28 protein-coding genes are annotated in these 26,024 nt (G+C 68.2%); 19 read left to right on the forward strand and 9 right to left on the reverse strand.

Features of this window, described 5'->3' with window-relative positions; translation table 11 throughout:
• The first annotated feature begins 426 nt into the window (after positions 1-426).
• From thiC to ACOHX0_RS14700, 9 genes are all read left to right on the forward strand, one after another.
• Positions 427-2,265, forward strand: a complete 1,839-nt coding sequence (thiC, locus tag ACOHX0_RS14660; protein ID WP_420677704.1) for a phosphomethylpyrimidine synthase ThiC — start codon at positions 427-429, stop codon at positions 2,263-2,265.
• Positions 2,262-3,230: an FAD-dependent oxidoreductase gene (locus ACOHX0_RS14665; protein WP_420677705.1), complete on the forward strand. Its 969-nt coding sequence runs from the start codon at positions 2,262-2,264 to the stop codon at positions 3,228-3,230. Before thiC ends, ACOHX0_RS14665 begins: the two co-directional genes overlap by 4 nt.
• Positions 3,199-3,396 carry a sulfur carrier protein ThiS gene (thiS, locus tag ACOHX0_RS14670; RefSeq protein ID WP_420677706.1) on the forward strand — a complete coding sequence of 66 codons (198 nt, stop codon included), beginning with the start codon at positions 3,199-3,201 and terminating at the stop codon, positions 3,394-3,396. The genes ACOHX0_RS14665 and thiS overlap by 32 nt, the downstream gene beginning before the upstream one ends.
• A gap of 1 nt (position 3,397) precedes the next feature.
• Positions 3,398-4,165, forward strand: a complete 768-nt coding sequence (locus tag ACOHX0_RS14675) for a thiazole synthase (RefSeq protein WP_420677707.1) — start codon at positions 3,398-3,400, stop codon at positions 4,163-4,165.
• Entirely contained in the window at positions 4,165-4,758 is a 594-nt protein-coding gene (locus tag ACOHX0_RS14680; protein ID WP_420677845.1) for a thiamine phosphate synthase, read from the forward strand. The genes ACOHX0_RS14675 and ACOHX0_RS14680 overlap by 1 nt, the downstream gene beginning before the upstream one ends.
• Positions 4,755-5,723: a ThiF family adenylyltransferase gene (locus ACOHX0_RS14685; RefSeq protein WP_420677708.1), complete on the forward strand. Its 969-nt coding sequence runs from the start codon at positions 4,755-4,757 to the stop codon at positions 5,721-5,723. The genes ACOHX0_RS14680 and ACOHX0_RS14685 overlap by 4 nt, the downstream gene beginning before the upstream one ends.
• Positions 5,720-6,424, forward strand: coding sequence for a hydroxymethylpyrimidine/phosphomethylpyrimidine kinase (locus tag ACOHX0_RS14690; RefSeq protein WP_420677710.1), 705 nt, complete (start codon positions 5,720-5,722; stop codon positions 6,422-6,424). Before ACOHX0_RS14685 ends, ACOHX0_RS14690 begins: the two co-directional genes overlap by 4 nt.
• Before the next feature lie 172 nt (positions 6,425-6,596).
• Entirely contained in the window at positions 6,597-6,968 is a 372-nt protein-coding gene (locus ACOHX0_RS14695) for an amidase family protein (RefSeq protein ID WP_420677712.1), read from the forward strand.
• Complete coding sequence (locus ACOHX0_RS14700) at positions 6,965-7,123, forward strand: hypothetical protein (RefSeq protein WP_420677713.1); 159 nt, start codon at positions 6,965-6,967, stop codon at positions 7,121-7,123. The genes ACOHX0_RS14695 and ACOHX0_RS14700 overlap by 4 nt, the downstream gene beginning before the upstream one ends.
• A 9-nt stretch (positions 7,124-7,132) precedes the next feature.
• Here ACOHX0_RS14700 and ACOHX0_RS14705 read toward each other — a convergent pair whose 3' ends face one another.
• On the reverse strand, positions 7,133-7,582 hold the full coding sequence (locus tag ACOHX0_RS14705; protein ID WP_420677715.1) for an Lrp/AsnC family transcriptional regulator: 450 nt from the start codon (positions 7,580-7,582) through the stop codon (positions 7,133-7,135).
• A 143-nt stretch (positions 7,583-7,725) separates the two neighbouring features.
• Here ACOHX0_RS14705 and ACOHX0_RS14710 point away from each other — a divergent pair, with 143 nt between their 5' ends.
• On the forward strand, positions 7,726-8,466 hold the full coding sequence (locus ACOHX0_RS14710; protein ID WP_420677717.1) for a maleate cis-trans isomerase family protein: 741 nt from the start codon (positions 7,726-7,728) through the stop codon (positions 8,464-8,466).
• A gap of 16 nt (positions 8,467-8,482) precedes the next feature.
• Here ACOHX0_RS14710 and ACOHX0_RS14715 read toward each other — a convergent pair whose 3' ends face one another.
• From ACOHX0_RS14715 to ACOHX0_RS14730, 4 genes are read right to left on the reverse strand one after another with little or no spacing between them, the layout of a single operon-like run.
• A complete protein-coding gene (locus ACOHX0_RS14715; RefSeq protein ID WP_420677719.1) occupies positions 8,483-9,265 on the reverse strand; it encodes a dimethylarginine dimethylaminohydrolase family protein in 783 nt (260 codons plus the stop codon).
• A 6-nt stretch (positions 9,266-9,271) separates the two neighbouring features.
• Positions 9,272-10,870 (reverse strand): 5-guanidino-2-oxopentanoate decarboxylase, encoded by a 1,599-nt coding sequence (locus ACOHX0_RS14720; RefSeq protein WP_420677720.1) that lies wholly within the window; start codon positions 10,868-10,870, stop codon positions 9,272-9,274.
• A complete protein-coding gene (locus ACOHX0_RS14725; protein ID WP_420677721.1) occupies positions 10,867-12,054 on the reverse strand; it encodes a pyridoxal phosphate-dependent aminotransferase in 1,188 nt (395 codons plus the stop codon). The genes ACOHX0_RS14720 and ACOHX0_RS14725 overlap by 4 nt, the downstream gene beginning before the upstream one ends.
• Entirely contained in the window at positions 12,051-12,698 is a 648-nt protein-coding gene (locus tag ACOHX0_RS14730; protein ID WP_420677722.1) for a TetR/AcrR family transcriptional regulator, read from the reverse strand. Before ACOHX0_RS14730 ends, ACOHX0_RS14725 begins: the two co-directional genes overlap by 4 nt.
• Positions 12,699-12,791: 93 nt before the next feature.
• Here ACOHX0_RS14730 and ACOHX0_RS14735 point away from each other — a divergent pair, with 93 nt between their 5' ends.
• The 4 genes from ACOHX0_RS14735 (at position 12,792) to ACOHX0_RS14750 (ending at position 15,982) form a co-directional block, all read left to right on the forward strand.
• Entirely contained in the window at positions 12,792-13,601 is an 810-nt protein-coding gene (locus ACOHX0_RS14735; protein WP_420677724.1) for an ABC transporter ATP-binding protein, read from the forward strand.
• Between the two features lie 84 nt (positions 13,602-13,685).
• Complete coding sequence (locus tag ACOHX0_RS14740) at positions 13,686-14,450, forward strand: transporter substrate-binding domain-containing protein (protein WP_420677726.1); 765 nt, start codon at positions 13,686-13,688, stop codon at positions 14,448-14,450.
• A gap of 27 nt (positions 14,451-14,477) precedes the next feature.
• A complete protein-coding gene (locus tag ACOHX0_RS14745) occupies positions 14,478-15,212 on the forward strand; it encodes an ABC transporter permease (RefSeq protein WP_420677847.1) in 735 nt (244 codons plus the stop codon).
• On the forward strand, positions 15,209-15,982 hold the full coding sequence (locus ACOHX0_RS14750) for an ABC transporter permease (protein ID WP_420677728.1): 774 nt from the start codon (positions 15,209-15,211) through the stop codon (positions 15,980-15,982). Before ACOHX0_RS14745 ends, ACOHX0_RS14750 begins: the two co-directional genes overlap by 4 nt.
• Here ACOHX0_RS14750 and ACOHX0_RS14755 read toward each other — a convergent pair.
• Both ACOHX0_RS14755 and ACOHX0_RS14760 read right to left on the reverse strand, forming a co-directional pair.
• Entirely contained in the window at positions 15,979-17,229 is a 1,251-nt protein-coding gene (locus ACOHX0_RS14755) for a cation:proton antiporter (protein ID WP_420677729.1), read from the reverse strand. The genes ACOHX0_RS14750 and ACOHX0_RS14755 overlap by 4 nt on opposite strands.
• Before the next feature lie 171 nt (positions 17,230-17,400).
• Positions 17,401-17,598: a CsbD family protein gene (locus ACOHX0_RS14760; RefSeq protein WP_420677730.1), complete on the reverse strand. Its 198-nt coding sequence runs from the start codon at positions 17,596-17,598 to the stop codon at positions 17,401-17,403.
• Positions 17,599-17,752: 154 nt separating this feature from the next.
• On the opposite strand from ACOHX0_RS14760, the gene ACOHX0_RS14765 reads away from it, so the two are divergent.
• Positions 17,753-18,568 (forward strand): hypothetical protein, encoded by an 816-nt coding sequence (locus ACOHX0_RS14765; RefSeq protein WP_420677731.1) that lies wholly within the window; start codon positions 17,753-17,755, stop codon positions 18,566-18,568.
• Here ACOHX0_RS14765 and ACOHX0_RS14770 read toward each other — a convergent pair.
• Positions 18,565-20,040 carry a UdgX family uracil-DNA binding protein gene (locus tag ACOHX0_RS14770; protein ID WP_420677733.1) on the reverse strand — a complete coding sequence of 492 codons (1,476 nt, stop codon included), beginning with the start codon at positions 20,038-20,040 and terminating at the stop codon, positions 18,565-18,567. The two genes, ACOHX0_RS14765 and ACOHX0_RS14770, sit on opposite strands and share 4 nt — an antisense overlap.
• Positions 20,040-21,272, reverse strand: coding sequence for a putative DNA modification/repair radical SAM protein (locus ACOHX0_RS14775; protein WP_420677735.1), 1,233 nt, complete (start codon positions 21,270-21,272; stop codon positions 20,040-20,042). The genes ACOHX0_RS14770 and ACOHX0_RS14775 overlap by 1 nt, the downstream gene beginning before the upstream one ends.
• Positions 21,273-21,419: 147 nt before the next feature.
• On the opposite strand from ACOHX0_RS14775, the gene ACOHX0_RS14780 reads away from it, so the two are divergent.
• From ACOHX0_RS14780 to ACOHX0_RS14795, 4 genes are all read left to right on the forward strand, one after another.
• Positions 21,420-22,454, forward strand: a complete 1,035-nt coding sequence (locus ACOHX0_RS14780; RefSeq protein WP_420677736.1) for a ligase-associated DNA damage response exonuclease — start codon at positions 21,420-21,422, stop codon at positions 22,452-22,454.
• A complete protein-coding gene (locus ACOHX0_RS14785) occupies positions 22,454-24,010 on the forward strand; it encodes a cisplatin damage response ATP-dependent DNA ligase (RefSeq protein ID WP_420677737.1) in 1,557 nt (518 codons plus the stop codon). The genes ACOHX0_RS14780 and ACOHX0_RS14785 overlap by 1 nt, the downstream gene beginning before the upstream one ends.
• Before the next feature lie 68 nt (positions 24,011-24,078).
• Positions 24,079-24,813 carry a tryptophan-rich sensory protein gene (locus ACOHX0_RS14790; RefSeq protein WP_420677739.1) on the forward strand — a complete coding sequence of 245 codons (735 nt, stop codon included), beginning with the start codon at positions 24,079-24,081 and terminating at the stop codon, positions 24,811-24,813.
• Positions 24,814-25,319: 506 nt separating this feature from the next.
• On the forward strand, positions 25,320-26,000 hold the full coding sequence (locus tag ACOHX0_RS14795; RefSeq protein ID WP_420677741.1) for a DUF1236 domain-containing protein: 681 nt from the start codon (positions 25,320-25,322) through the stop codon (positions 25,998-26,000).
• Positions 26,001-26,024 lie beyond the last annotated feature (24 nt).

Here is a 26,024-nt window from a genome sequence, read left to right on the forward strand (position 1 = left end):
CCTTGGGTTTGGATTTTTATAGATAATTTCCGCCACCCCATGCAAGCAGCCAAATCGCAGCACAGGGCAACGGCGCCGAAAATCTGTTAAGTACGACATTTTAAACGGTAAAAACTATCTACAAAAATAGATGTTGACGCCTGCACCCCTCCTCCCCTAGGCCTAAAGCCACGCAGGGGAGTCCCGCCGCAGGGACTGAGAGGCGCATGGGCACGGGGGCTTTACCCGGCCGGTGGCGCGACCCTTAGAACCTGACCCAGTTGACACTGGCGTAGGAAGCTAGGACCGCACCGCCCACGCCTTGGGGCCGCTTCAAAGCAGGTGCGGACCGTCTCGCAGGCCCCCGGCGCACGTGCCCGGCCCGCAGGTTTCCCAGCCACATCTCACCTGGTGTCTTTTTGAGTGAACGGCTTGAGGAGCACCATCATGACCATCCGAACCGAGAGCAGCACGCCTGCCCCGCAGATTACCACCGGACCGCTGCCCGCCTCGCGCAAGATCCATGTCGCAGGCCAGCTGCACCCCGATATCCGCGTGCCGATGCGCGAGATCTCGACCCACCCGACCGCAGGCGAAGCGCCGCTGCCGGTCTATGACAGCTCCGGCCCCTACAGCGACCCTGAGGCGGAAATCGCGATTGCCAAGGGCCTGCCCGCGCTGCGCCGCGACTGGATCCTCGCCCGCGGCGATGTGGAGGAATACCGCGGCCGGGAGGTGAAGCCCGAGGACAACGGCTTTGCCGAAGGCGCGCGGCTGGTCGCGGAGTTCCCGGTGAAACCCGCGCCGTTGCGCGGCACGGACGGCAAGGCTCCGACGCAGCTGGCCTATGCCCGTGCCGGCGTCATCACGCCCGAGATGGAGTTCGTGGCGATCCGCGAAAACCAGCTGCGCGAGCTATCGCCTTGTCACGGCAAGCAGGACCGGGACGGCCACGACTGGGGCGCCAATATCCCCGACTACGTGACGCCGGAATTCGTGCGCTCGGAAATCGCCGCGGGCCGCGCCATCATCCCTGCCAACATCAACCACCCGGAAATCGAGCCGATGATCATCGGCCGCAACTTCCTGGTGAAGATCAACGCCAATATGGGCACCTCGGCCGTCACCTCCTCGATGGAGGAGGAAGTGGACAAGCTGGTCTGGGCGATTCGCTGGGGCGCCGACACGGTGATGGACCTCTCCACCGGCCGCAACATCCACAACACCCGCGAATGGATCGTGCGCAACTCGCCGGTGCCGATCGGCACGGTGCCGATTTACCAGGCGCTGGAAAAGGTGAGCGGCATTGCCGAGGACCTCACGTGGGAAGTGTTCCGCGACACGCTGATCGAACAGGCGGAACAGGGCGTCGACTACTTCACCATCCATGCCGGCGTGCGGCTGCACATGGTGCCGTTGACGGTAAACCGTGTGACGGGGATCGTGTCGCGCGGCGGCTCGATCATGGCGAAATGGTGCCTGCATCACCACAAGGAAAGCTTCCTCTACGAGCATTTCGAGGAGATCTGCGACATCTGCCGCCAGTATGATGTCAGCTTCTCGCTGGGCGACGGCCTGCGTCCCGGCTCCATTGCCGACGCCAATGACGAAGCCCAGTTTGCGGAGCTGGAAACCCTGGGCGAGCTGACCAAGATCGCCTGGGCCAAGGACTGCCAGGTGATGATCGAAGGCCCGGGCCATGTCGCCATGCACAAGATCAAGGAGAACATGGACAAGCAGCTGGAGTGCTGCCACGAGGCGCCCTTCTACACGCTCGGGCCCCTGACCACCGACATCGCGCCGGGCTATGACCACATCACCAGCGGCATCGGGGCGGCGATGATCGGCTGGTTCGGCTGCGCGATGCTGTGTTACGTGACCCCCAAGGAACACCTGGGCCTGCCGGACCGCGACGACGTAAAGACCGGGGTGATCACCTACAAGATCGCCGCCCATGCGGCGGACCTCGCCAAGGGGCTGCCGGGCGCCCAGCGCCGCGACGATGCGCTCAGCCGCGCGCGCTTCGAATTCCGCTGGGAGGATCAGTTCAACCTCTCCCTCGACCCCGAGACCGCGCGGGAGTTCCACGACCAGACCCTGCCCAAGGAAGCCCACAAGGTCGCGCATTTCTGCTCCATGTGCGGGCCGAAGTTCTGCTCCATGCGGATCAGCCACGACATCCGCGCCGAGGCGCAGAAGGAGGGCATGGAGGCGATGGCCGCCAAGTTCCGCGAGGGCGGCGAATTATACGTACCCGCGCCCGAACCTGCGGAGCCGGCCGAATGATCACTATCGCCGGGGGCGGCCTGGCCGGCCTTGCCTGCGCTTACGAGCTGGCGCAGAGGGGGGTGGCGGTTACCGTCTATGAGCGCGCAACGAGCATCGGTGCAGAAAGCGTTTCCCGCTTTGCCGGCGGCATGCTCGCCCCCTGGTGCGAACGTGAAAGCGCGGAAGCGGAGGTTGTCACCCTCGGCAGCCGCGCCTTCGGCTGGTGGGCCAGGATCACCCCGGTGCACAGGCGCGGCACGCTGGTGGTGGCGCCTGCCCGCGACCGTGCCGAGCTCACCCGTTTTGCCCGCCGTACCGCCAATTTCCAGCTGCTGCGCGCGCCGCAGATAGCCGCACTGGAACCGGCGCTGGCAGGGCGGTTCGCCACCGGGCTGCACTTCGCGGAGGAAGCGCATCTCGACCCGCGCCGCGCACTCAGCGATCTAGCGGCCAAGGTGCAGGAAATGGGGGTGGATATCCGCCTCGCCACCCCCGCACCCCAAGGTGTGACGCTCGACTGCACCGGCATGGCGGCGGGGCTCCCATCGTTACGCCCGGTGCGCGGCGAGATGGCGGTGCTGCACTGCCCGGACGTGGAGTTCACCCGCACGCTGAGGCTTCTGCATCCGCGGATGCCGCTCTATCTCGTGCCGCGCGGCGGCGGCCGCTACATGATCGGCGCCACCATGATCGAAAGCAGCTCGGACCGGCCGGTGAGCCTGCGTTCGCTCAGCGAACTCCTCAGCGCCGCTTTTGCCCTGCACCCTGGCCTTGCCGAAGCCGCGGTGGTGGAGACCGGTGCCGGCCTGCGCCCCGCCTTCCCCGGCAACCTCCCGATGGTGCTGGAGAAAGACGGCACGCTCTACCTCAACGGGCTTTACCGGCACGGCTTCCTGCTGGCGCCCGCCATGGCCGCCCAGGTGGCGGACCGCCTGATACCGGAGATCTGCGATGAAGATATTCGTGAACGCGCAACCCTGTGAAATCGCCGCCGCCACCCTGGCCGCGGCGCTGGACGAGCTGGGCTTTGCCAGCTCCGCCACCGCAACCGCGCACAACGGGCGGTTTGTGGCCTATGAGGACCGGGAGGAAACACCGCTGGCCGAAGGCGACCGGCTGGAGGTTCTGGCCCCGATGCAAGGAGGCTGAGATGCTGCTGTACGGACAAGAATTAACTTCACGCCTGCTCCTCGGTACGGCGCAATACCCCTCCCCCGCCACGCTCTCCGCTGCGATCGCAGCCAGCGGCACAGGCGTTGTTACCGTCTCGCTCCGGCGGGAGACCGCGGGCGGTTCGGGCGCGGGGTTCTGGGACCTGCTGAAGGACACCGGCTGCCGCATCCTGCCCAACACCGCGGGCTGCCATTCCGTTCAGGAGGCGGTGACCACTGCCCACATGGCCCGCGACCTGTTCGCCACACCTTGGATAAAGCTGGAGGTGATCGGCCATGCCGACACGCTGCAGCCGGATGTTTATGGCCTGGTGGAGGCCGCGCGCATCCTCAGCGAGGACGGCTTTCAGGTCTTCCCCTATACCACCGACGATCTGGTGGCGGGCGAGAAGCTGCTGGAAGCGGGTTGCGAAGTGCTGATGCCCTGGGGCGCCCCGATCGGCTCGGGCCAGGGCCTGCGCAACCCGGACGGGCTGCGCGCGATGCGGGCGCATTTCCCCGGCGTGCCGCTGGTCGTCGACGCAGGGATCGGGCGGCCCTCGGATGCGGCTGAGGCGATGGAACTGGGAATGGACGCTGTGCTGCTCAACACCGCTGTGGCCAAGGCGGGCGACCCGGTGCGCATGGCGGAGGCGATGGCGCAGGCGGTTCAGGCGGGGCGCGCGGGCTTCGAGGCCGATCCAATGGAGCGGCGCGACATGGCGGTGCCTTCGACCCCGGTGCTGGGCCTGGCGGAGCTGGCATGATGGAGCGTTTCTACCTGATCGCGGGCCATGTCGGCCGGCTGGAACTGCTGGTGCCGCATGGCGTGAAGCTCGTGCAGCTGCGGATCAAGGATCAGCCCGAGTCCGAGGTCCGCCGCCAAATCGCCCGCGCCCGCGACTTCTGCGCGGTCCACGATTGCCAACTGGTGGTGAACGATCATTGGCAGGCGGCGCTGGATCTGAACTGCGGCTTTGTGCACCTCGGCCAGGAGGACATGGACAGCGCCGACTTGGGCGCGCTGCGCCGCAAGGGCGTGCGGCTTGGCCTCTCCACCCATGACGAGGCGGAGCTGGAGCGGGCGCTCTCGGCCAGTCCGGATTACGTCGCGCTGGGGCCGGTCTACCGGACCCTGCTGAAGCAGATGAAATGGGCGCCGCAGGGGCTGGAGCGGGTTTCGCGCTGGAAGCAAATGGCGGGGAAGACGCCGCTGGTCGCGATTGGCGGGCTTACGCCGGAGCGGCTGCCGGGGGTCTTTGCCGCGGGGGCCGACAGCGCCGCGGTGGTGACCGATATCCAGACCGCCGGAGACCCCGAGGCGCGCACGCGGCTCTGGGTCGGGGCCTGCCGGGCATGAGCCGCTACGCGCGGCAGATGGCGCTGCCCGAGGTGGGCCCCGAGGGCCAGGCGCGGCTTGCCCGCGCGCATGTGCTGGTGGCGGGGGCTGGAGGGCTAGGCTGCCCGGTGCTGCAATATCTGGCCGGCGCAGGCATCGGCGAGATCACCGTGATGGACCCGGATGTTGTGGAGGAAAGCAACCTGCACCGCCAGCCGCTCTACACAATGGAGGACGTCGGCCAGTACAAGGCCGAGGCCGCCCGCCGCCGCCTGCTGGCCGCCAACCCAGGGGTACGGCTGCATCCGCACGCCCGAGCGCTCGACGCAGCCAACGCCGGCCAGGCGGTGCGCCACGCCGATCTGGTGGTGGATGCCGCGGACAGTTTTGCGGTCTCCTATATCCTGTCGGACGAATGCTTTGCGCAGGGCAAGCCGCTGATCTCGGCTTCGGTCCTGGGACAAAGCGGCTATGCCGGGGGCTTCTGCGGCGGCGCGCCGTCGCTCAGGGCGGTGTTCCCGGATCTGCCCGCGCAGGCCGCGACCTGTGCCAGCGCCGGGGTGATGGGGCCTGCAGTGGGCATGATCGGCGCGCTGCAGGCGCAGATGGCGCTTCAGGTGCTTTTGGGCCAGATGCCCTCGCCGCTGGGACAGATGTTCACCCTGCGGCTTGGGTCGCTGGAGCTGGGGGGGTTTCGCTTCGATGAGGCCACCGAGCCGGCCCGCCCCCTGCCCTTCACTGCCGCGGCGCTGCTCACGCCGGAGGATCTGGCGGTGGAGCTGCGCGATACCGTTGAGGCGCCGCTGCCCGCGGTGCCCGGCGCGCTGCGGCTGCCGCGGGAGGCGCTGTCCACCGCTGCACTGCCCCGGGACCGGCGTATCGTGCTGTGCTGCCACTCGGGCCTGCGCGCCTGGGGTGCGGCAGCGGAGCTGCGGGCGGCGGGCTATGACAGCCTCGCCCTGCTGGCCGCCGGGGCCGGCGCATGACGGCGATCCTGGCGGCAGGGGGCACCGATTCCAGCGGCGGCGCCGGGCTCACCCGGGATGCGGCGATGGCTGCAGCGCTGGATGTCACCCTGCGCCCGGTGGTCACCGCCGTGACGGCGCAAACGGATCAGGCCGTGGAGGCCGTCTATCCGGCCGCCCCCGAAGAAGTGACCGCGCAGGTCTATGCGGCGCTCGCCACATCACCCGTGCCGGGGGCGGTGAAGCTTGGCATGATCGGCGCGCCCGGGCTGGCCGCAACCCTCGCGGAGGTATTGCCAACGGAGCTTCCGCTGGTGCTGGACCCGGTGCTGAAGTCAAGTTCCGGCGGGGCGCTGATGCTGGCGGACGGCTTTGGCGGGCTTTTGCACAGGGCCATGCTGATCACGCCGAACCTGCCGGAGCTGGCAGCGCTGTCCGGCCGTAGCGGCTGCGTTGAGGCGCAGGCGGCTGCATTGCTGGCGGCCGGCGCGCAGGCGGTGCTGGTCAAGGGCGGTCACGCCTTCGGCCGCGAAAGCACCGACCTTCTGTTCACCGCCGCTGGCGCGGAACACGCCTTTGCCGCACCGCGGCTGGCGGTGTCGCGGCGCGGAACGGGATGCAGCCTCGCCACCGCGATTGCCTGCTATCTGGCGAAAGGCGCGCCGCTGCCGGAGGCCTGCCGCGCCGCCAAATCCGCGGTGCACCGCTGGCTGCAAGGCTGATCCCGCCCCTCTCAGGGACTTTCCCCGGACTTTCCCCGGCGGCAGGTCGCTCAAGGACAATTCCGGCGCCGTATTTGAGGCGCAGCGCAGGGGTGGCTCAGCTACAGGCTCACCTCACCGGCCAACCTCCCCTTGCGCCGTCTGCCCCTGCCCCTTCCTCAGACCGTGAGACATGAGCGAACTCACCCGCCTCAGCGCCCTTGAGATGGCCACCCGCCTGCGCGCAGGCACCCTCTCCACGCGCGCCCTGCTGGACGCCCACCGCGCCCGCACCGAGGAAGTGAACGGCGGCATCAACGCCTTTATCACGCTGGGCTGGGCAGCGGCCGGGGCGCACGCCGATGAGCTGGACGCGATGGCAGCGCGGGGCAGCTTCGCAGGCCCGCTGCACGGGCTGCCGGTGGCGGTCAAGGACATCTTCGAGACCCGGGGCCTGCGCACCACCTGGGGGTCGAGATCGTTCGAGCACCACGTGCCGGGCTTTGATGCGCTGCATGTGGCCCGGCTGCGGACAGCGGCCTGCCGGAGGACTGGCGCACCGTGACGCTTACGCCGCCGCTGGAGCTGCCCAGCCTCTCGATCCCCTGCGGCACCTCGCGCGACGGCATGCCGGCGGGGCTGCATATCGCGGGCCCGCGCGGATCGGACTCGCGGCTGTTGCGCTTTGCCCGCAGCCTGGAGCGGGGCCTGCGCGACTGACCCGGCGCTTCAGAGCACGTTCAGCGTCGCCTTCACCCGGTCCATCACCACGGAGGTATTGAAGCGGCTGATGTTGGATTCATCAAAGAAATACTCCTGTGTGAAGGCTTCGTATTCCTTGATGTCCGCGACCGTCAGGATCAGCAGGAAGTCCGCCTCCCCCGTGGTGTAGTAGCATTGCTGCACGGCCGGGGCCTGGCGCATCCGGCGCTTGAAAGCGTCCAGATGCGCGCGGCTTTCGCGCTCCAGCACCACTTCGACGATCACGGTCATTTCCCGGCCCAGCTTGGCGGGGTTCAGCACCGCGATCTCGCGCTCGATCACGCCGCTGTTGCGCAGTTTCTGCAGCCGCTTCTGGACCGCTGCGGGCGATAGGCCGACATCCTGGCCGATGGTCTCGGCGGTGAGGCGGGCGTTGTGCTGCACCAGTTGCAGGATCTCCTCGTCCTTGGCGTCCAAAATCCGTTCCTCCTCGCACGCGTCCTGCCCGGCGATGAATTTTGTCGCGCGGCGCCGGTATCCTACCACCCCGCCGCCTGAATGTCCGGTATTGTTGCAGCAGGCCCGGCACAAGCGGGGCGGAGCCAGGCGGGAGGCGGCGGATGCGGCTGGACTATGAGACGGATGCAGGGCTGGGCGCGCGCGCGGCGCTGGGGCTGATCGTGCTGGCAGCGGATGAAACGCTGGAGGCGGAGAGCGCCCGGCTGACCCGGCTGCCCGGCGTTGCGCTCTATCACAGCCGCATCCCGATGGCGCCGGTGGTGAGCCCGGAGACGCTGACCCGCATGGCCGCCGATCTGCCCGCAGCGGCGGGGCTTTTGCCCGGGCCGGCCGCGCGCGGGGTGATCGGCTATGGCTGCACCTCGGCGGCGGCGGTGATCGGCTCGGAAAACGTCGCCCGCGCCATCCGCACCACCTGTCCCGAGGCCCGCGTGACCGACCCGTTGGCCGCACTGATCGCAGCCGGACGGCACCTCGGGGTGCGGCGGCTCGGGTTTCTCAGCCCCTACGCGGCGCAAGTCTCGCTGCGGCTGCGGGAGCGGCTGGCGGAGGCCGGGTTCGAGATCGCCGCCTTCGGCTCCTTCGAGGCCGAGGACGACCGCGTGGTAGGCCGGATCACGCCGGAGGCCATCGCCGCCGGCGCAATCCAGGTCGCGGAGGCCGCACCTTGCGACGCGCTGGTGATCTCCTGCACCAGCCTGCGCTGCCTGGACGTGATCCCGCAAATCGAGGCGCAGACCGGCCTGCCGGTGCTGACCAGCAACCAGGCACTGGCCTGGCACATGCTGCGGCTGGCGGGTGTGGAAGACCGGCAGCCGGAATTCGGTAGGCTGTTGGCCTGAACGGGCGCCGGGGGCCTCAGAACCTCAGCGACAGGCAGGACATGCCGCCGTCTAGCTTGGCGCAATCGGTGTTGTCGATCTCCACCACCTCGTAGCCTTCGCGTGTCAGCATCTCCGCCGTGCGCGGAAAGCCCGCCGCCATCAGCACCAGGTTGTTGAAGCGGATCGCGTTGGCCGCGGCCTCCTCGCCCTCGGGGGTGCGCAGCACCCGGTAGCCTTCAAAACAGCCCGAGGCATCGAGCCGCTTGGTGGCCAGAATGGTCTCGTCATCCATCAGCGAGCAATCGGTCTTGAAGTGCAGGACACCCTCCGGCGTGAACACCTCGCGCAGGGGGCGGCCCCATTCGGCGCAGATCTCGGCGAGCTCGGCCACGCCCGCAGCATCGGTGCGGGCAGAGCGGCCGACCAGCACCTCGCGGCCGGTGAACAGGATGTCGCCGCCCTCGATATGACCGGGGCCGCGGATTGCGCGCACGTCGTCAAAGCAACGGCGGATCGCGGGGGCCATCTCCGCCACCTCTCCCATGCGCGAGGGCGCGCCGGGGCGCATCAGCACCGCGCCTTCGGGCAGGCAGAGCGCGGTATCCTCAACAAAGACCGAATCGGGGAAATCCGCGAGAGGCGGCAGTTCGATCACCTCGGCCCCGGTGCTTTTCAGCGCGGCGGCGTAGGTCTCATGCGCCTTCAGCATGGTTGTGAGGTCCGGGGTGCCGGTGTCCTCGGCGCGAAGGCCCTCGACGATTGAAGGCGCGGGGCGGCGGATGATGGCGCGGGTGAAGTCAATTGCGGGGTTTGTCATTTGTGGTCAATCCTTTGCGGGTATGAACTGCGGCGCGGCGACTTCCACCAGACTGGGGCCGTCGTGCCGGGCGGCGGCAGCCAGTGCTCCGGCGGCCGCTTCCGGCGTGGCGTCGCAGCGGCTGTAGGGGATGCCGAAGGAGGCGGCGGCGGCCTGGAAATCCGGCGGGGCCGGATCGCAGCCCACAACAGTGACGCCCGCATCCTGCATCGCCGTGGCGATCTCGCGGTAGCCGCTGTTGTTCCAGATCACGAAGGTGATGGGCAATTTTTCGTCCACCGCGGCCATCACCTCAGGCAGGGAGAACTGGGCGCCGCCGTCGCCTGCCAGGCAGATCACCCGCGCCTTGGGGTCCGCAATAGAGGCGCCGATGGCTGCCGGGATCGCATAGCCCAGCGCACCGTAGCCGGTGGCGGCGTTGAACCAGCCCCCCGCGCGGTCGTGATCGTAATAGAGGTTGCCCGCATAGATCGGCTGGGTGGAATCCCCCACAATCAGCGCGCCAGGCACCGCATCGCGCATCGCCTCCAGGGTGGCGGCCAGCGCGCGGTAGTCCGGGCCAATCTCCGCCAGCGCGGCGTCGCGGGTCCGGGCGGCACGGGCGGCGCCGCCGTGGTTTGCAGGGTTCTGCGGCAGCAGACCCAGGAGCGCCTCCAGCACCGTCGCGGCCGTCGCCTCGATCGCGATTTCCGCCGGGTGGCGGGCCAGCTGCGCGGGACAGACATCCACGCGGATCAGCGCGCCCAGCGGCGGCATGCGGCCGGTGCCGTACATGTCGTAATCGGTGGGCCCGAGCTCGGTGCCCAGCGCCAGAACCGCGTCGGCCCCGGCAATAAGGTTGCGCACCGCTTCGAGGCTAGGGCTTGCGGGGACGCCCAGCGGATGGCCGAACATCACGCCGCGGGCGTTCACGGTCTGCACCACCGGGGCGTCCAGCCGCTCGGCCAGCGCCCGCAGCGCCGCGCCGTCGCGCCGGGCGCCGCCGCCTGCGAGGATCACCGGCCGCTCCGCCCGGGCGAGCCGCGCGGCGGCCTGTTCCAGCAAGGCGGGGCCGGGGCCGGGCCGGGCCGGCCGGCTGTCGACTAGGGCTGCGTGATGTGCCTCCCCCGCAACATCCAGCGGTATCTGGATATGCGCCGGGCCGGGCCGGCCGTCCGCAAAGGGCGCAAAGGCGCGCTCCAGCGCGGGCAGCAGATCGCCAGGCGCCGCCACATGCTCGGACACCAGCGCCACGGTGGAGGCCAGCGCGTGCTGGTCCGGCAGTTCGTGCAGATGGCCAAGCCCGCGGCCGATGCTCGCCTGCCGGTTCACGCCGGAGACCACCAGCATCGGCACCGAATCGGCGCGCGCCTGCGCCATCGCCGTGAGCGTGTTGGTCAGCCCTGGCCCGGTGATCACAAAGGCCACCCCCGGCTTGCCCGAAACCCGCGCATAGCCATCCGCCATGAAGCCCGCACCCTGTTCGTGGCGCGGCGTCACATGCCGCAGCCCGGACTGCGCCAGCCCGCGGTAGAGCTCCACCGTATGGACGCCCGGAATACCAAAGACGGTGTCCGCGCCGCGCGCTTTCAGCGCGGCCACCAATGCTTCGCCGGTGCTGGTCATGCCGCGTTCCTTTTCAACTCGTCTGCATGGGCCACGATGCGATCGATCGCTGCGTCGAATTTCCCGTCATCAATTGTCAGCGCCACCCGGACCCAGGTTGGCAGGCTCTCCCCGAAGGAGGCGCCGGGCATCACCGCAACGCCGCCGTTCTCCAGAAGGTCGAGCGCGTAGGCCTCGCCTGTGAGGCCGGTGCAGGCCACATCGACCATCGCGAACATCCCCGCGTCGGGGCGGTGCACAGTGAAACCGGTATCCCGCTGCAGCCGTTCGGCGAGCAATGCTGCGCGGGCGGCAAAACGCGCGCTCATCCCCGGCGCCACAGGCGAGCCGTCGCGCACCGCCCGTTCGGTCATGTCCGCGATGAAGGGCTGGTTGCCGAAGAGCATCGTCTCCGACACCGGCAGCAGCGCGTTGCAAAAGGCCTCGGACGCAATACACCAGCCGCTGCGGAAGCCCGGCGCGGCGTGGGATTTGGAAATCGAGGAGACCGCGATCACCCGCTCCGCCAGGTCTGGATCGGCAAGCGGCGAGGTGAAGGCGGCGCCCTCGAAGATCAGCTGCTCATAGACTTCGTCCGAGATGATCCAGAGGTCATGCTTGCGGGCCAGCGCGCCAATTCCGGCGATGTCCTGCGGCGTCAGAATCGCGCCTGTGGGGTTATGCGGCGTGGTCAGCAGGATCGCGCGGCTGCGTGGGGTGATGCGGGCGGCAAGGTCCTCGGCCTGCATCCGGAAGCCCGCCTCGGGGCGCAGCGGCACCGGTACCATGGCGGCACCCGAGGCCCGCACCACGCCCTCGTAGGTCGCATACATCGGATCGCCCACCAGCACCTCGTCACCGGGGCCCGCGACACCTGCCATCACCGCATAAAGCGCGGTCTGGGTGCCGGGGAAGCAAAGCACGTTGCCGGGCCCGAAAGCACGGCAGCGGGTGCGGGTGTAATACTCCGCCAGCGCGCGGCGCAGGCCGATCTCGCCGCGGCCGTCGGAATAGCCGGTGCGCCCGGCCTGCATCGCCTGCACGGCCGCCTGCATCAGCGCGGGCGGCGTCGGCACATCCGGCTCGCCAATGGTCATCTCGATCAGGTCGGCGCCTGCGGCGGCCATCGCGCGCGCCTTCAGGTGCACTTCCCACTTGTCGCCGCCCAGCCCCGCCAGGCGTTCGGTTATCGCAGTCGTTCTCATGGCCGTTCCGCCTTCTGTTGCAAGTCGAGTCCAATAATTGCGCCGATCGAATCAAGTCCGATGTCCGGCAGCTCGCCCGGCTCAAACGCCTCCGGCAGGGCGCCGCCCTCCAGCCACAGCCCGTCGATCACCGCGTTGCAGGCCGTGGCGAGGCGGCGCGCCTGGGCTGGCGCTGCCGGCTGCCCCGCCTCCTCCAGCGCCGCGCGGATCAAGTCTTCGAGCCGGTCGCGGAAGTCGGCATAGGTGCGCGCGTGGGTGGCCCGCATCTGCGGGTCGCGCTGCACCTTGTTGAGGAAGCTGGCCCAGAGCGCGATCGAGCGCGGGTCCACCACCGGCGCCGTCAGAGAAGCCACCACGAAGGCCGTGAGCCGCTCCCGGGCCGGACGCTCATCGCCCGCCGCGGGTGCCGCGGTGAGATCGGTCATGAAGGTCATGTGATGCTCGTAGGCCGCGGCGATCAGCTCCTCCTTGGAGGAGAAATAATGCCGGATCAGCCCCTGTGTGACCTCTGCCCGCTCGGCAATGGCGCGCACGGTGGCGCCGCGCACGCCCTTCTCCGCCACCAGCGCCAGCGCCGCCTCGATCAGCGCCAGCTTGCGCTGCTCCGGCGTCTCGCGCCTGAATTTGCGGCGGTCTTCGCTCACGGGCGGATCCTTTCGCGGGCCGTGGAAATTATACACTTGCATAATTACTGGGGTTCGGCCTTACTACAAGCCGAAAAGTGAGGAAGCCGGAAGATGCCCACCGCCGCCAGAGCCGCGCCGCTGTCAGAGCCTGTTACCGACCCCGCCCCGCGTGAAGAGGCAATCCGGGTGGAGGGGCTCCACAAGTCCTTCGGAACCCTGGAAGTGCTGAAGGGCGTGTCACTCACGGCGCAGAAGGGCGATGTGGTGGCGGTGATTGGCGGCAGCGGCTCGGGCAAGTCGACGATGCTGCGCTGCATCAACTTCCTGGAAACGCCCAGCGCGGGCCGCATTGTGATCGGCGGCGAGGAGGTGGCAATGCGCTCCGATGGCGCGCCCTCGGACCGGCGCCAGATCGAGCGCATCCGCACCCGGCTGGCGATGGTATTCCAGCAGTTCAACCTTTGGACCCACCGCACGCTTCTGGAAAACGTGATCGAGGTGCCGGTGCATGTGCTGAAGATGCCCCGCGCCGAAGCCATCGAGCGCGCCCGCACCCTGCTTGCCCGCGTCGGGCTGGAGGGCAAGGCGGAGAGCTTCCCGGCCTATCTCTCGGGCGGCCAGCAGCAGCGCGCGGCGATCGCGCGGGCGCTGGCGGTGGACCCTTCGGCGATGCTGTTTGACGAGCCGACTTCGGCGCTGGACCCGGAACTGGTGGGCGAGGTGCTGCAAGTGATCCGCGGCCTTGCGTCCGAGGGGCGCACCATGCTGCTGGTCACGCATGAGATGAAGTTTGCCTGCGAAGTCGCGGACCACGTGGTGTTCCTGCACCAGGGCCGGATCGAGGAGCAGGGCGCGCCGGAGGATGTCTTTGGCAACCCGCAGTCGGAGCGGCTGCGCAAGTTCCTGGCATCCGTGCACTGAGACAGGAGCCGGAACCGGTGCCGGGAACGGCACGAAAAGCAAAAAATCGATAACAAGCAAGACCATACAACAGGGAGAGAAAAGATGGAACTCAAGGCACTTTTGAGCGCAGCCGCTGCCGCGGCGGCACTGACCGCGGGCGCGGCGGCCGCCGAACAAGTGAAGATCGGCATCGCCGCCGAGCCCTACCCGCCCTTCGCCTCGCCCGACTCCGCGGGCAATTGGACCGGCTGGGAGATCGAGGTGATCGGCGCGGTTTGCGCGGCCGCCGCGCTGGACTGCGTGATTACTCCCGTCGCCTGGGACGGCATCATCCCCTCGCTCACCGGCCAGCAGATCGACGCGATCATGGCCTCCATGTCGATCACCGAGGAGCGGATGAAGACCATCGATTTCAGCGAACCCTACTACAACACTCCGGCAGTAATTGTCGCTGACAAGTCGCTTGAGATCGTGCCCACCCCGGCCTCTCTGGCGGGCAGGATCGTCGGCATCCAGGCCGCCACCATCCATCAGGCCTATGCGCAGGAATACTTCAAGGACGCCGAGCTGCGCGTCTACCAGACCCAGGACGAGGCCAACCAGGACCTGTTTGCGGGCCGCATCGACGCCACCCAGGCGGACAGCATCGCGATGGCCGATTTCGTCGCCTCCGACGCGGGCGGCTGCTGCGAGATCAAGGGTGCCGTCGCAGATGACCCGGCGATCCTCGGCCGCGGCGTGGGCGCCGGTGTGCGCAAGGGCGACGACGCGCTGCGCGAAGCGCTGAACAAGGGTATCGCGGCGATCTTGGCCGATGGCACCCATGAGGCGATCACCGCCAAATACTTCACCACCAGCATCTACTAAGGCGCTGGCGTGAATACTGTCCTCGACATGCTCGGCCTGGCGCAGAGCGCAGAGCTGCTGTCGCTCTCCCCGCCCGGCTGGGGGGCCAACCTGCTGCGCGGGCTGGCGAATTCCCTGCAAATCGCCTTTGGCGCCTTCGGGATGGGGCTGGTGATCGGGCTGTTGGGGGCCTATGGCAAGCTATATGGCGGGAAGGTCACGCGCGACCTTCTCGCCATTTACACCACCGTGATCCGGGCGGTGCCCGAACTGGTGCTGATCCTGATCCTCTATTACGTGGGCAGCGACCTCATCAACAAGCTGTCCGCCGCGATGGGCGGCGGCCGGGTGGAGATCAGCGGCGTTGCCGCGGGGATCGGGGTCCTGGGTGTCGTTCAGGGCGCCTATGCGACCGAAGTGCTGCGCGGCGCGATTCAGGCGGTGCCCGCGGGCCAGATCGAGGCAGCACGGGCCTACGGCATGCCCGGTTTCATGATCATGCGCCGGGTCACCATCCCCGCGATGATGGCCTTTGCCACACCGGGGCTGGCGAATCTCTGGCTGATCGCCACCAAGGATACCGCGCTGCTGGCCATCGTGGGCTTTTCCGAGCTGACACTGGAAACCCGCCAGGCCGCGAGCAGCACGCGGGCCTATTTCACCTTCTTCCTTGCAGCGGGCGCGCTCTACCTGCTGGTCACGCTCTGTTCCGGCGCGGTTTTTGCCCGGATCGAGAAATGGGCACGCCGCGGCCAGCCCTCGCTGAAGGAGGCGCGCGGATGAGCGGGCTGCGCGACCTTTTTCAACCGCACCGGATCGCGCTCTTGGCGCTGTTTGCGCTGTTGGTCATCTGGTGCGCCGTCTCGCTGCGCTGGGACTGGATCCCGGAATATGCGCCGCTGATCCTGGAGGGCATGTGGCGCACCGTCTGGATCCTGGCGGTGACCACGGTGCTGGGCTTCCTGCTGGCGGTGCCCCTGGGTCTCGCGCAGGCGGTGGGGCCCTGGTACCTGGCGGCACCTGCGCGGGCCTTCTGCACGGTGATCCGGGGCACGCCGCTGCTGTTGCAGATCTGGCTGCTGTATTACGGGCTGGGGTCGCTGTTTCCGCAATTTCCCTGGATCCGCTCCTCGGAGCTTTGGCCCTACCTCCGGCAGGCCTGGCCCTATGCGGTGCTGGCACTGACGCTTTCTTACGCCGGCTATGAAGGCGAGGTGATGCGGGGCGCCTTCTCCAATGTCGCCAAGGGCCAGCTGGAGGCGGCAAAATCCTTCGGCATGCCGCGCTTCACCCTGTTCCGGCGGATCTGGCTGCCGCAGGCGGTGCGCAACGTGCTGCCGACGCTGGGCGGCGAGACCATCCTGCAGCTCAAGGCCACGCCGCTGGTTGCCACCATCACGGTGATTGAGATCTACTCAGTCTCCTCCCGGGTCCGGGCCGATACCTTCGTGGTCTACGAGCCGCTGTTGCTGCTCGCGGTCTTCTACATGGCGGTGGCCGGGCTGATCTCGCTGGCCTTCCGGCGGCTGGAGCGGCAGGTCCCCGCCCGCTAGGGCGGCGGCTGAGACGTGTATTTCAGCGCGTGGGTCACCGAAAACCCGTGCAGCATGGTCGACAGCAGGATGGTCAGCCCGATCAGCGCCCAGATCTGCGGCTCGTTCACGAACTCCATGTGCAGACCGGCATAGCACAGGTAGTAGATCGAGCCGATCCCCCGCACTCCGTAGACCGAGACCACCAGCCGGTCGCTCCGCTCCAGACGGCAGCCGGCCAGCGAAAGCCAGCCCGCCAGCGGCCGCACCACCACGATCATCAGCACTGAAAACAGCACCAGCCCCGGCGTCAGCTCGCTGAAAAGCACCGGCAAAACGCAACCCAGCCCCACCAGCAAGATCGCAGTGAGCGCATGTTCGATGGTTTCGCAGAAGTCGTGCAGGCGGCGATGAAACCTGTGCCCGCTCTCCACCCGCCGCATGGTCAGCCCCATGACTGCGACCGAGATGAAGCCATAACCCTCCGCCATCTCGGTGGAGCCGTAGCACAAGAGAACCCCGGCCAGCGCCACCACCCCGGATCCGGTATCGGCAAGCGCTGACTGCCGCGGGATCACAAAAAGAATCTGCGCCAGAACCCAGCCGCCGCCCATCCCCATGACCGTGCCGATGCCGATCCGGTAGGCAACATCCACCAGCAGCCATTCGCTAAGCCAGCCCGCCGGGTTCAGCCCTTGTGCCGCCACCAGCAGGCCCAGGTAAACAAAGGGAAAGGCCAGACCGTCGTTCAGTGCCGCTTCGGTGGTGAGGGTGAAGCGCACGGGGTGCTCGTCACCTTCCTGCGGCGGGCCGACCTGCACGTCGCCCGCCAGCACCGGATCGGTCGGCGACAGCACCGCCCCGACCAGAAGCGCGCCCGCCACCGTCATGCCCGCCAACCCCAGCCCCAACAGCGCCGCGGACAAGATGGTGATCGGCATGCCCACCAGCAAAAGCCGCACCGTCGGCCCCCATTTCTTCCAGGGCCGCAGATCATCCAGCCTTAGGCCAGAGGCAAAGAGCGCCACCAGAACCGTCAGCTCGCTGACCACCTCCCAGGGTTTCGGGGTCTCGCGAGGGTCGGGCAGCGCCGGAAACTGCGGCACCAGGAAATACAGCCCCATGCCCAGAAGTATCAGCAGCGGCGCCGCCACGGGTTCACGCGTGGAGAAGAACCGCGGCACCCAATGGGCGAGGATGATCACCGCCCCGACACCCGCCATCAGAATGTGGTAGGGAGACAAGCTGAAAAAGGAATGCGCGTCCATTGATCCTCCGCAATCGGATGTCCCGGGCAATCCCCGCCGAGCCTAGCAAGCCGCGCCGCGCTTGTCCCCTGCCGCCTGCCGGAAGCTGGCTGCCGCCCTGCCCCGCAAAGCGCTTGGAATCGGAAAACGGGCGGCCCGCTGGGGCCGCCCGTCTGCTCCTGTCCGCCGCGTTCAGAGCGTGCGGATGAAATCGTCCACCTCGCGGCGCGCCTCTTCCTTGGTGCGGCCGTATTTGTGCTGGATCTTGCCTTCCAGCACCTCGCGGTCGCCGGCAACTTCTTCGACCTCATCATCGGTCAACTCACCCCATTTGGAGCGCACGTTGCCCTTCATTTCTTTCCATTTGCCTTTGACTTCATCCCAATTCATGGCTGTCTCCTTTTCTGCCGGGGATACCCTCCGGCCGTTGTTTGCATTGAAATAACGATCATCCTGGGCGAGAGTTCCTTGGGTTGCACAGTTTGGCCGGTGCCTGCGCGGTTTCCCGCCGGGATGCCACATTGGACCCGTGAAGGGAGACACAATGATCTTTGCGCTGGCTGGGCTCGCCGTGCTGCTCTTTGCCGGGCTCGACTTCCTGCTGACGACCACCGGCATTACCGACCGCAAACTGCCGTCGCGCTGGGTGGCGGCGGCGGTCTGGAAAGGGCTGGCGCGGCTCTTGCCCTCGGCGGGCTGGAGCCGCACTGCGATCGGGCCGCTGGTGATGACGTCGATCGCGGTATTCTGGATTGTCATGGTGGCGCTTGGCTGGCTCCTGGTGTTCCAGGCCTCGGCAGAGGCGGTGCTCCTGACCGACAGCAAGCTGCCCGCAGGCCCGGCTCTGGACCTCGCCTTTGCCGGCAAGGCGCTGTCGACCCTTGGCGGCGGCATGGCACAGGCGGGCGGGACCATGTGGGAGCTGATTACCGTGGTGGTAGGCGTCAATGGCATGGTGGTGCTGACGCTGTCAGTGAGCTTTGTGCTGAACACCACGCAGTCGGTGACGCTGGGCCGGGCCTTTCTCGCTGCGGCGGAGGCGCGGGCCGAGCTGGGGCAGGACCGCAGCGGCGCGCTGGACACTCTGGCGCAGCTGACCGCCAACCTGCACAGCCAGCCGCATGCGCTTTATTTCTCCACCGCCGACCCTGAGCGCCGCCTGCCCGAGGGGCTGCTGCGCTATGCCCGCGCCTGGCATGCCGAACGCGGCACCCTCACCGGGCTGCGGGTGATCCTGAGCGGGCTGCCAAATTTCGACGCCACGGACTGCGGGACCGATGCGGAGTTCCTGGATGCGCTGGCGGCCTGGTCGCAGGGCTACGTCTGGAAAGAGGAGGGCGCGCGCCGCCGGGGCGGCTAGGCGGCGTTGCCGGCCCCGGCCAGCATCCGCGCGGCCAGCCGCAGGTCGGACTCGAACAGCGCCTCAGCCGCGTCGCGTTCCCCAGGGGACTGCTGGCGCAGCAGGAAAGCCGGGTGCAGGGTGATCAGCACCGGCAGGCCCGCGGCAGTATGCTCCACAGTGCCGCGCCGCGCGGTCACGCCGCCGCCCTCTCCCAAAAGCGCACCCGCCGCCGTGGCGCCCAGCGCGAGCGCCAGCCGGGGCTGCACCTGCGCAAGCTCGGCCTCCAGCCACCATTTGCAATGCGCCACCTCGGAGGCATCCGGGCGCTGGTGCAGCCGCCGCTTGCCGCGGGGCTTGAACTTGAAGTGTTTCACTGCGTTGGTAACGTAAGCAGCCTTGCGGTCCAGCCCGGCGCTCGCCGCCACCTGATCCAGCAGCTCTCCCGAGGGCCCGGTGAAGGGCAGGCCGCTCAGGTCTTCCTGATCGCCGGGCTGTTCGCCGACGATCATCAGGCGCGCGTTTGCAGGCCCCTGCCCCGGCACCGCCTGTGTCGCGCTGCGATGGAGCGGGCAACGGGTGCAGCCGCGGATCGCCTCGGCGAGTTCCCCGCCGCTGCCTTGCCAGGCGGGCTGTTCCGGTGGCATATGCGCCTGGATGCGGGCGGCGCGCGCAGGCACCGGCACCGGGGCTGCCGCCGCCATCGCCTGCACCCTTGCAGCGGCCGAGGCCGCCAGTTCGGGAATCGCCGCCGCCTCGGGCATGTTCTTCCAGTATTTCTTCGGCATTTCCGACTGCATCGCCCTGAGGTTCAGCCGCGCCGGGTTGAAGGTGCTGCGGAAGTAGGTGAGCCACAGCGTCTCGCTTGCATCCTCAGGCAGACCGGGGCGCGGCTGGCCCGGTTCGAACCGCAGTTTGCCCGATTCAAAACTGGCGCAGATGTCCGGGGTCAGAATGCGCCAGTCCATATCGCCGAAACGGCGGGCAAAGAAGGCGGCCGTGGGCTCTACCGTGTGGTGCTCGGGCTCGAACCAGGCAGCAAATGAACGGCGCGGTGCCTCATGGTGGCCGATCTCGCGAAAGCGCACGAAGGCCTTCATCTTGTGCTGGCAGCGGTGCACGCCCTTCTCCATCCGCCGCAGCAGGGCAAGGCCGGGATCGCCGCGGTCGCCCATCAGCCAAGGCGCCTCCCGCAGGCGCCACAGGAACGCATAAAGGCGCGCAAACCGCTCCGGGTCGCGGTGCCAGACCACGCTGTTCGCAAGCGCCAGGAAACTGCGCGGCACGCTCACCGCGCCCTGCCCCGCGGGCGGACCCGCAGGAGCGGCATCGGCAAACAAGTCCCCCGCGGCTGCGGCGCCGGACGCCTCCCCCTCCCCCGCCCCGCTGCGCCAAAGGATGCCTGAGGGCGGAATGCCCGCCGCGAGGAACCCGCGCGCGGCGTCGCGCCAGGCCTCCGCGGTGCCGATCCTGGGCAGCTCCGCGCGCTGCATCACAAGAGGCTTAGCTGTTGCGGCGGCGGCGCGAAGCGCGCGCGCAGGTCGGCGCTGTCGGTCAGCCCGCCGGGCGTCCAGCCGCCCGCGGTGATGAAGGCGCGGGCCTTCTTCATCGACGCCCCCATGCGGGCGATGTCCTCATACCGCAGGCTGCGGTGGCGGCGGGTGGCGAGGATGCGCTCCACCGTCTTCACGCCAAAGCCCGGCACCCGCAGCAACAGCGCCCGGCCGGCGCGGTTCACATCCAGCGGAAACACCGCCCGGTTCGCCAGCGCCCAGGCCAGCTTGGGGTCGAGGTTCAGGTCCAGGTTGCCGCCCGGCGCGGCGGAGGTGATCTCTTCCAGCCCGAAACCGTAGAAGCGCAGCAGCCAGTCAGCCTGATACAGCCGGTGCTCGCGTACCAAGGGCGGGCGCACCAGCGGCAGCCGGGCCGAGCTGCCGGGGATCGGCGAGAAGGCGGAATAATACACCCGCTTCAGCTTGTAACTGGAGTAAAGCCGCACCGATTGCCCCAGCACCGCCGCATCGTTGGAGCCATCCGCGCCGATGATCATCTGCGTCGACTGCCCGGCGGGCGCAAACCGCGGCGGCCGCTTGCCGCGGTGGCTCGTGTCCTTGGCGCCTTCGCGGCGCAGGCGCACGTCACCCATCGCCTTGCGGATCTGCGCCGGGTTCTTCTCCGGCGCGTGGCGGCGCACGGCATCATCGGTGGGCAGTTCCACGTTGATCGACAGCCGGTCGGCCAGGCGGCCTGCTTCCGCGATCAGCTCGGGTGCGGCGTCGGGGATGGTTTTGAGGTGGATGTAGCCGCGGAAGTTTTCCTCCTCCCGCAGCTTGCGGGCGATGCGCACCATGTCCGCCATCGTGTCATCGGGCGAGCGGATGATGCCGGAGGAGAGGAACAGCCCCTCGATATAGTTGCGGCGGTAGAACTCGATGGTGAGCTTCACGACCTCGTCGACGCTGAACCGCGCCCGGGTCACGTCCGAGGACACCCGGTTAATGCAGTAGGAGCAATCGTAGATACAGAAGTTCGTCATCAGGATCTTCAAGAGGCTGATGCAGCGCCCGTCCGGCGCATAGGCGTGGCAGATGCCCGCGCCGCCGCTGGAGCCGAGCCCGCCGCCGCGGCTGTCGCGCTTTTCCGTGCCCGAGGACGCGCAGGAGGCGTCGTATTTCGCCGCGTCCGCAAGAATCTCTAGCTTCTGTTGCAAGGTTTGACGTGCCATGGTGTTCTCTATATGTTCCAGCGCAAGGAATAGCAATCGGCCCGCGCACCGCAAGGCGGGAACCTGCGCAGCGTTGCGGCGTTTCCTCATGGCAGGCCCGCCGCGCCGCACCGGTGCACCGGCCGCACATCCGGGAAGGGAGGCAACTTGGCCCAGTCAGGCCCAGCACGGGGAACTCCGTCAGATCCGGCAGCGCTGCTGTACCCCCGGCCCGCCGGGCTCTATTGCCCGCCCGGTGATTTCTACATCGACCCGGTGCGCCCGGTGCCGCGGGCGATGATCACCCATGGCCACGCCGACCACGCCCGCGCGGGCCATGGCACCGTCTGGGCCAGCCGCCAGACGCTCGGCATTATGGCGATCCGCTATGGCGAGGCATTCTGCGAGGAGACGATCGCGGTCGAGGACCCGGTGCAGGTGAACGGGGTCACCGCGGCGTTCACGCCCGCAGGCCATGTGCTCGGCTCCTGCCAGATCACGGTGAACGACGGTGCGACGCGGATCACCGTGTCGGGCGACTATGCGCGCGACGCCAACCCCTCCTGCGCGCCCTTTGAGCCCGCCCCTTGCGATGTCTTCGTGACCGAGGCGACCTTTGGCCTGCCGGTCTTCGATCACCCCGACCCGATGGCGGAAACCGCCAAGCTCCTGGCTTCGGTTGCAGCCCAGCCGGAGCGCTGCCATCTCGTCGGCGCCTATGCGCTTGGCAAGGCGCAACGGGTGATCGCGCTGTTGCGCAAGGCGGGCTGGGACAGGCCGATCTACCTGCATGGCGCGCTGCAACGCTTGTGCGATTACTACATCTCCCAAGGGATCGAGCTGGGCGAGCTGCGCCCGGCCACGACGGAGACCGGCAAGGACGCCTTCAAAGGCCAGATCATCCTTGGCCCGCCCTCGGCCTTTGCCGCCGCCTGGGCGCAGCGCTTCCCCGACCCGGTCGTCTGCTTCGCCAGCGGCTGGATGCAGGTGCGCGCCCGCGCCCGCCAGCGCGGTGTTGAACTGCCCCTGGTGCTGAGCGATCACGCAGACTGGACCGGCCTCACCCGCACCATCAGGGAGCTCGCCCCGCGCGAGGTCTGGGTCACCCACGGGCGCGAGGACGCGCTGGTGCATTGGTGCGGGCTGAACCAGATTGCCGCCCGGCCCCTGCGGCTGGTCGGCTACGAGGACGAGGCCGAGTGATGCAGGACTTCGCCCGCCTTCTGGAACAGCTCGCCTTCACGCCCTCGCGCAATGGCAAGATCGCGCATCTGAAGACGGCCTTTTCCGCCATGGGCGACCCGGCGCGGGGTTACGCGCTGGCGGCCTTCACGGGTGATCTGAACCTGCGCCAGGTGACGCCCTCGCTCTTGCGCACGCTGGTGGCGGAGCGCACCGACCCTGAGCTGTTCCGGCTGTCTTACGAATTTGTCGGCGACCTGGCCGAGACCGTCGCGCTGATCTGGCCGCAGCAGGGAACACTGGAGCCGCTGCCGCTTCCGAAGGCTGTGGCGGAACTGTCGGCATCGCCCAAAGCCGCCCTGCCCTCACTTATCACGAAGCGGCTCGACGCGATGCCCTCCACCGAACGCTACGCCTACCTGAAGCTGGCAACCGGCGGGTTGCGGGTGGGTGTCTCGGGGCGGCTGGCTCGGACGGCGCTGGCGGATTACGGCAATGTCGCGGTGGAGGAGATCGAGGAGCTGTGGCACGCCCTCACCCCGCCCTACCGGCCGCTGTTCGGCTGGCTCGACGGCGGCGAAAAACCCGTGAGCCTCGCTGCCGCGCCATTCCGGTCGGTGATGCTCTCTACCCCCGTCACCGAAGATGAGCTCACGGCGCTGGAACCTGCGGAGTTCACCGCGGAATGGAAGTGGGACGGCATCCGGGTGCAGGCGACATGCGACGGTGGCGTGCGGCGGATCTACACCCGCACGGGCGAGGATATCTCGGCCGCCTTCCCCGACATCCTGGAGGCGCTGGAGTTCTCCGGCACACTGGACGGCGAATTGCTGGTGAAGCGCGGCGGCGAGGTCGCGGCTTTTGGCGAGTTGCAGAAACGGCTGGGCCGCAAGCGCGTGGGCAAGGCGCTGCTGGAAAGCCACCCGGCGGCGCTCCGGGCTTATGACCTCCTGCTCTGGAACGGCGAGGATCTGCGCGGCCAGCCGCTGAAGGCGCGGCAGGAAGCGCTCAACGCCTGCGTGGCGGAGCTGGAGACCCCCCGCATCGATGTTTCCCCGCCGCTGGAGTTTGCCAGCTGGCGGGACCTTGCAGCTTTGCGCGCCGCGCCGCCCGCTCCCGTGATCGAAGGCGTGATGCTCAAGCGCCGGGACAGCACTTACCTTGCGGGGCGCAAGCGCGGCTACTGGTACAAGTGGAAGCGCGACCCGATGCTGGTCGACGCGGTGATGCTCTATGCGCAGCGCGGGCATGGCAAACGCTCGGGCTATTACTCGGATTTCACCTTTGGGGTCTGGGACGGCGAGGCGCTGGTGCCGGTGGGCAAGGCCTATTTCGGCTTCACCGACGCCGAGCTGAAGGAGCTCGACCGCTTCGTGCGCAACAACACCACTGACCGGTTCGGCCCAGTGCGCGCGGTAAAGCCCGAGCTGGTGCTGGAGGTGGCTTTCGAGGGGCTGAACCGCTCTTCCCGCCACAAGAGCGGCGTTGCCATGCGGTTCCCCCGCATCAACCGTATACGCAGCGATAAACCCGCGGCCGAGGCCGGCACTTTGGCTGAACTGAAAGAATTGCTTTAGGAAACCGTGCCTAGGCTCGGACGCAAAGAGCTGACGGCGCGCGAAATCACTCATGCAGAGGAACGGCAATGAAGCGAAAGATCCTGTCCTATGGCGTTCTCTTGCTGGCGCTGGCCTTTGCGCTTGCGCCCTACTTCACCGGCGGCTTTACTGGCTACACCACCGAAAAGCTCCCCAACCCGCAGCCCGACCCGCCGATCCAGCCGGCCGGCTGGGCGTTTTCGATCTGGGGGCTGATCTACCTCTGGCTGGTTCTCGGCGCAGGCTACGGCGCATGGAAGGCACCGCGCGGCAGCAACTGGCACGCCATGCGGCAGCCTTTGGCGGTCAGCCTGGCGCTCGGGGTGTTCTGGCTGCCGGTTGCCAATGCCGCGCCGGTGCCTGCAACGGTGATGATCCTCCTGATGGCCGCGGGCGCGATTGCCGCGGTGCTGCGGGCAGACATCCGCGACAGGGTCTGGAAACGCGGACCGGTGGGGCTTTATGCCGGCTGGCTGACGGCGGCCTCGGGCGTGTCGCTCAGCATCGTGCTGTCCGGCTTCGGACTGCTGAGCGCGGAGGCCGCTGCCATCCTGTGCCTCGCCCTGGTGCTGGCGGTGGCGCTGAGCGTGCAGACGCTGCGGCCGGTGGCCTGGACCTATCCGGCGGCGGTCTGCTGGGCACTGTTTGGCGTCCTGGCAGGTCAGGCGGGCGCCGGCAGCAACGCGCCGGTCACGGTGCTGGCGGTGCTTGGCCTCCTGGTGCTGACCGCGCGCGCGATCCTCGGGGTGGTGCGCCACGCCGCACATCAGGCTCCGGCCTAAGCTCGCGCAGCCTGCGCCCTTGGCGCAGCCCGGCCGGCGAAGCCCGTCCCTTCTTCATGCGTGAAATGGCAAGCCGCTTCCCGCCTTCCGGCGCCCGCACGGGCCAGGCCATCTGCTGAATTGCGGGCTGGCCCACGGTATTTCCACCCGCCGCAGCTTCGCAGCGTTCTGCCTTCGCCGCCCGGCCTCCCGCCCGCACGCCTGCGCCGCGCCACGACTGTCGTAAAAGCCGGGTGGCGAGCTTACTGTCCGCCATAGGCCCCTGAGGCCCCTGAGGCCCCTGCGTCCGCCTGCAAGAGACCCAAGGCGGCCGGAACCGCCCGGTAAAACAATGCAGGAGCCAGGGGACCGGCGGCATACCGCTTGCAGTAAGCGGAAACGCGGCGTTTCCCGCCCATTGCCCTCAGCCCCGGGCACATCTTTTGGAACTCTCCCGGCCTTGAGCAGTTGTCTCCCGGTAACGGCGCAGCAATCGCCGTCCCGAGCATGTCCAATGGAGAATACCAATGCAAAAACCGATCCTTACCCTCGCCGCATCCGCTCTTGCCCTCATTGCGGGCCAGGGCCTGGCCGCTACCTCCGCCACGGCCGTGACCGACCTGAACCTGCGCGCAGGCCCCGGCCCCCAGCACGAGGTGATCGGCGTGATCGCCAAGGACGCCAGCACCGACATCGAGGGCTGCCTGGAAGACAGCAATTGGTGCAAGGTGACCTATGAAGGGACTACCGGCTGGGCTTATGGCGAATACCTGGGCGGCGCCGCAGCTGAGGCTGAGGTTGAGGCCGAAGTCAATACCTTCGTGCCGGTCGTGTCGAGCCAGTCCACCATCGAGACGGGCACCGTGACCTATGAGAACGAAGACCACGCAGGCGCAGTGGCCGGCAGCGGCACCTTCGGCGCGGTCGCAGGCGCTCTGGTTGGCGGCCCGGTTGGCGCCGCGGCGGGCGCCATCATTGGCGGAACCGCGGGTGCGCTGGCCGAACCGGCCGAAGAAGTGGTGAGCTACGTGCGCACCAACAAGGTCGAGCCGGTCTACCTGGACGGCGAAGTCGTGACCGGCGTGCAGCTGCCGGAAACCGTGGAGCTGCAGGAGATCCCGGACTCCGAGTACCGCTACGTCTATGTGAACACCCTCCCCGTCCTGGTCGACGCGGAGAACCGCACCGTGGTTCACATCGTCCGCTAACGCGGCTGACAACAGAAGGGCAGC

Origin of the sequence: Cribrihabitans pelagius (assembly GCF_048820915.1) — a bacterium.
In the GTDB taxonomy this organism is placed as follows: domain Bacteria; phylum Pseudomonadota; class Alphaproteobacteria; order Rhodobacterales; family Rhodobacteraceae; genus Cribrihabitans_A; species Cribrihabitans_A pelagius.